General features: G+C 53.3%; 2 tRNA genes and 3 rRNA genes. All 5 read left to right on the top strand.

The window, feature by feature from the left end:
- Positions 1-141 precede the first annotated feature (141 nt).
- The 5 genes from NCT04_RS33960 (at position 142) to rrf (ending at position 5,363) form a co-directional block, all read left to right on the top strand.
- Positions 142-1,674 (top strand): 16S ribosomal RNA (locus tag NCT04_RS33960).
- A gap of 64 nt (positions 1,675-1,738) precedes the next feature.
- Positions 1,739-1,815 (top strand) — tRNA-Ile (locus NCT04_RS33955).
- Between the two features lie 56 nt (positions 1,816-1,871).
- Positions 1,872-1,947 (top strand) — tRNA-Ala (locus NCT04_RS33950).
- A gap of 304 nt (positions 1,948-2,251) precedes the next feature.
- Positions 2,252-5,132, top strand: a 23S ribosomal RNA gene (locus tag NCT04_RS33945).
- Between the two features lie 117 nt (positions 5,133-5,249).
- Positions 5,250-5,363 (top strand): 5S ribosomal RNA (gene rrf, locus NCT04_RS33940).
- Together the 16S, 23S and 5S rRNA genes with 2 tRNA genes alongside form the textbook arrangement of a ribosomal RNA operon.
- Positions 5,364-5,397 lie beyond the last annotated feature (34 nt).

Genomic DNA, 5,397 nt, shown 5'->3' with positions numbered 1-5,397 from the left:
GGGGTTGGGACGTTTAGCGAAAGTTATCAAGTCTCACACAGTATTAGAGGAAGGTTTATCTGTCGAAAGACGGATTGATCATCGTCAGTACGTTGAGTGAGCGACCGGTTGGTAAAACAACCGAAAACAGTAACAGGAATTGAACTGAAGAGTTTGATCCTGGCTCAGATTGAACGCTGGCGGCATGCCTTACACATGCAAGTCGAACGGCAGCACGGGGGCAACCCTGGTGGCGAGTGGCGAACGGGTGAGTAATACATCGGAACGTGTCCTGTAGTGGGGGATAGCCCGGCGAAAGCCGGATTAATACCGCATACGATCTACGGAAGAAAGCGGGGGATCCTTCGGGACCTCGCGCTATAGGGGCGGCCGATGGCAGATTAGCTAGTTGGTGGGGTAAAGGCCTACCAAGGCGACGATCTGTAGCTGGTCTGAGAGGACGACCAGCCACACTGGGACTGAGACACGGCCCAGACTCCTACGGGAGGCAGCAGTGGGGAATTTTGGACAATGGGGGCAACCCTGATCCAGCAATGCCGCGTGTGTGAAGAAGGCCTTCGGGTTGTAAAGCACTTTTGTCCGGAAAGAAAACCTACCTGTTAATACCGGGTGGGGATGACGGTACCGGAAGAATAAGCACCGGCTAACTACGTGCCAGCAGCCGCGGTAATACGTAGGGTGCGAGCGTTAATCGGAATTACTGGGCGTAAAGCGTGCGCAGGCGGTCTGTTAAGACCGATGTGAAATCCCCGGGCTTAACCTGGGAACTGCATTGGTGACTGGCAGGCTAGAGTATGGCAGAGGGGGGTAGAATTCCACGTGTAGCAGTGAAATGCGTAGAGATGTGGAGGAATACCGATGGCGAAGGCAGCCCCCTGGGCCAATACTGACGCTCATGCACGAAAGCGTGGGGAGCAAACAGGATTAGATACCCTGGTAGTCCACGCCCTAAACGATGTCAACTAGTTGTTGGGGATTCATTTCCTTAGTAACGTAGCTAACGCGTGAAGTTGACCGCCTGGGGAGTACGGTCGCAAGATTAAAACTCAAAGGAATTGACGGGGACCCGCACAAGCGGTGGATGATGTGGATTAATTCGATGCAACGCGAAAAACCTTACCTACCCTTGACATGGACGAAACCCGGGTGAGAGCTTGGGGTGCTCGAAAGAGAATCGTCGCACAGGTGCTGCATGGCTGTCGTCAGCTCGTGTCGTGAGATGTTGGGTTAAGTCCCGCAACGAGCGCAACCCTTGTCCTTAGTTGCTACGCAAGAGCACTCTAGGGAGACTGCCGGTGACAAACCGGAGGAAGGTGGGGATGACGTCAAGTCCTCATGGCCCTTATGGGTAGGGCTTCACACGTCATACAATGGTCGGAACAGAGGGTTGCCAAGCCGCGAGGTGGAGCCAATCCCAGAAAACCGATCGTAGTCCGGATCGCAGTCTGCAACTCGACTGCGTGAAGCTGGAATCGCTAGTAATCGCGGATCAGCATGCCGCGGTGAATACGTTCCCGGGTCTTGTACACACCGCCCGTCACACCATGGGAGTGGGTTTTACCAGAAGTGGCTAGTCTAACCGCAAGGAGGACGGTCACCACGGTAGGATTCATGACTGGGGTGAAGTCGTAACAAGGTAGCCGTATCGGAAGGTGCGGCTGGATCACCTCCTTTCTCGAGCTTAAACGCTCGCCCACTCAAGTGTTCACGCTTATCGGCTGTCAGAAAGACAGGCTAAGGGTCTGTAGCTCAGTCGGTTAGAGCACCGTCTTGATAAGGCGGGGGTCGTTGGTTCGAATCCAACCAGACCCACCACCCGGGCAAGCGGTGCTTAAAACGACCAAGCGAGCAGACTGAGTCAGGCACACACGGGGGGATTAGCTCAGCTGGGAGAGCACCTGCTTTGCAAGCAGGGGGTCGTCGGTTCGATCCCGTCATCCTCCACCAATCCTCAATGCACAGCGCTGAACGCGGGGTTCAACGTTGCGCATTGGCGATTGAGCCAGTCAGCGCGGGTAGGTGATTGAATTGATCACGCTATCGGCTGTCGTTCTTTAACAATCTGGAAGAAGTAGTAAAGAGATTATTCGAAAGCACTTAGAGATGGGTGTGAGTAGGGTAATCAGGGTTGTGATTGTATCAAGTATGAAAAGGTGATCGAAAGATTGCTTTGGAATACGGCACAACGCGAATACTCAACCTATGACGGTGGGCTTAAAGGCAGCAATGCTGGCAGACACACTCGTTATAGGGTCAAGCGAACAAGTGCATGTGGTGGATGCCTTGGCGATCACAGGCGATGAAGGACGCGGTAGCCTGCGAAAAGCGGTGGGGAGCTGGCAAACGAGCTTTGATCCACCGATATCCGAATGGGGAAACCCGGCCCGAATGGGTCATCCTAAGCTGAATCCATAGGCTTAGTGAAGCGAACGCGGTGAACTGAAACATCTAAGTAACCGCAGGAAAAGAAATCAACCGAGATTCCCAGAGTAGTGGCGAGCGAAATGGGATCAGCCTGTACTCTTTATCTGTGTTGTTAGCTGAACGCTCTGGAAAGTGCGGCCATAGCAGGTGATAGCCCTGTAAGCGAAAACAGCGTGGAAGAACTAGGGGTACGACAAGTAGGGCGGGACACGTGAAATCCTGTCTGAAGATGGGGGGACCATCCTCCAAGGCTAAATACTCGTGATCGACCGATAGTGAACCAGTACCGTGAGGGAAAGGCGAAAAGAACCCCGGGAGGGGAGTGAAATAGATCCTGAAACCGCATGCATACAAACAGTCGGAGCCTCGTAAGGGGTGACGGCGTACCTTTTGTATAATGGGTCAGCGACTTACGTTCAGTAGCGAGCTTAACTGATTAAGGCAGGCGTAGCGAAAGCGAGTCCGAATAGGGCGATCAGTTGCTGGGCGTAGACCCGAAACCAAGTGATCTATCCATGGCCAGGTTGAAGGTGCGGTAACACGTACTGGAGGACCGAACCCACTAACGTTGAAAAGTTAGGGGATGAGCTGTGGATAGGGGTGAAAGGCTAAACAAACTTGGAAATAGCTGGTTCTCTCCGAAAACTATTTAGGTAGTGCCTCGTGTATCACCTTCGGGGGTAGAGCACTGTCATGGTTGTGGGGTCCATTGCGGATTACTACGCCATAGCAAACTCCGAATACCGAAGAGTGCAATCACGGGAGACAGACATCGGGTGCTAACGTCCGGTGTCAAGAGGGAAACAACCCAGACCGCCAGCTAAGGTCCCAAAGATTGGCTAAGTGGGAAACGAAGTGGGAAGGCAAAAACAGTCAGGAGGTTGGCTTAGAAGCAGCCACCCTTTAAAGAAAGCGTAATAGCTCACTGATCGAGTCGTCCTGCGCGGAAGATGTAACGGGGCTCAAGCCAGTCACCGAAGCTGCGGATGCATATTTATATGCATGGTAGGAGAGCGTTCCGTAAGCCTGCGAAGGTGCGTTGAAAAGCGTGCTGGAGGTATCGGAAGTGCGAATGCTGACATGAGTAGCGATAAAGGGGGTGAAAAGCCCCCTCGCCGTAAGCCCAAGGTTTCCTACGCAACGTTCATCGGCGTAGGGTGAGTCGGCCCCTAAGGCGAGGCAGAAATGCGTAGCTGATGGGAAGCAGGTCAATATTCCTGCACCATTGTTAGATGCGATGGGGGGACGGATCGCGGAAGGTTGTCCGGGTGTTGGACGTCCCGGTCGCTGCATTGGAGAAGGTGCTCAGGCAAATCCGGGCACATAATTCAAGGGTGTGGCGCGAGCTTCCTCGGAAGCGAAGCAATTGGAAGTGGTTCCAAGAAAAGCCTCTAAGCTTCAGTCTAATAGTGACCGTACCGCAAACCGACACAGGTGGGCGAGATGAGTATTCTAAGGCGCTTGAGAGAACTCGGGAGAAGGAACTCGGCAAATTGGTACCGTAACTTCGGGATAAGGTACGCCTCTGTAGCTTAACCAGCCTGCGCTGGAAGGGTGAAGAGGTTGCAATAAACTGGTGGCTGCGACTGTTTAATAAAAACACAGCACTCTGCAAACACGAAAGTGGACGTATAGGGTGTGACGCCTGCCCGGTGCCGGAAGATTAAATGATGGGGTGCAAGCTCTTGATTGAAGTCCCGGTAAACGGCGGCCGTAACTATAACGGTCCTAAGGTAGCGAAATTCCTTGTCGGGTAAGTTCCGACCTGCACGAATGGCGTAACGATGGCCACACTGTCTCCTCCCGAGACTCAGCGAAGTTGAAGTGTTTGTGATGATGCAATCTCCCCGCGGCTAGACGGAAAGACCCCATGAACCTTTACTGTAGCTTTGCATTGGACTTTGAACCGATCTGTGTAGGATAGGTGGGAGGCTATGAAACCGGAACGCTAGTTTCGGTGGAGCCGTCCTTGAAATACCACCCTGGTTTGTTTGAGGTTCTAACCTTGGTCCATGATCTGGATCGGGGACAGTGCATGGTAGGCAGTTTGACTGGGGCGGTCTCCTCCCAAAGTGTAACGGAGGAGTACGAAGGTACGCTAGGTACGGTCGGAAATCGTGCTGATAGTGCAATGGCATAAGCGTGCTTAACTGCGAGACCGACAAGTCGAGCAGGTGCGAAAGCAGGTCATAGTGATCCGGTGGTTCTGTATGGAAGGGCCATCGCTCAACGGATAAAAGGTACTCTGGGGATAACAGGCTGATACCGCCCAAGAGTTCATATCGACGGCGGTGTTTGGCACCTCGATGTCGGCTCATCTCATCCTGGGGCTGTAGCCGGTCCCAAGGGTATGGCTGTTCGCCATTTAAAGAGGTACGTGAGCTGGGTTTAAAACGTCGTGAGACAGTTTGGTCCCTATCTGCCGTGGGCGTTGGATATTTGAAGGGGGCTGCTCCTAGTACGAGAGGACCGGAGTGGACGAACCTCTGGTGTACCGGTTGTCACGCCAGTGGCATCGCCGGGTAGCTATGTTCGGAAGAGATAACCGCTGAAAGCATCTAAGCGGGAAACTCGCCTTAAGATGAGATATCCCCGGGGCTTCGAGCCCCTTGAAGGGTCGTTCCAGACCAGGACGTTGATAGGTCAGGTGTGTAAGTGCAGTAATGCATTGAGCTAACTGATACTAATTGCCCGTAAGGCTTGATCCTATAACCGGTGTGTTTGAACCACTGGCGAGTTATGCGTGTGCGACAATCGCCACCCAACATTTACTGCTTCTTCCCGGATTGGTTGTGTGCCCACCCGGCGCACGACAACAAGTCGTGCCTGATGACCACAGCGAGTTGGTACCACCCCTTCCCATCCCGAACAGGACCGTGAAACGACTCCACGCCGATGATAGTGCGGATCTCCCGTGTGAAAGTAGGTAATCGTCAGGCTCCTCATGCAGCAACAAAAACCCCACCCCCAAAC

The organism is Caballeronia sp. GAFFF2 (genome assembly GCF_023631485.1).
In the GTDB taxonomy this organism is placed as follows: Bacteria; Pseudomonadota; Gammaproteobacteria; order Burkholderiales; family Burkholderiaceae; genus Caballeronia.
This window is presented reverse-complemented; position numbering and strand designations above follow the sequence as displayed.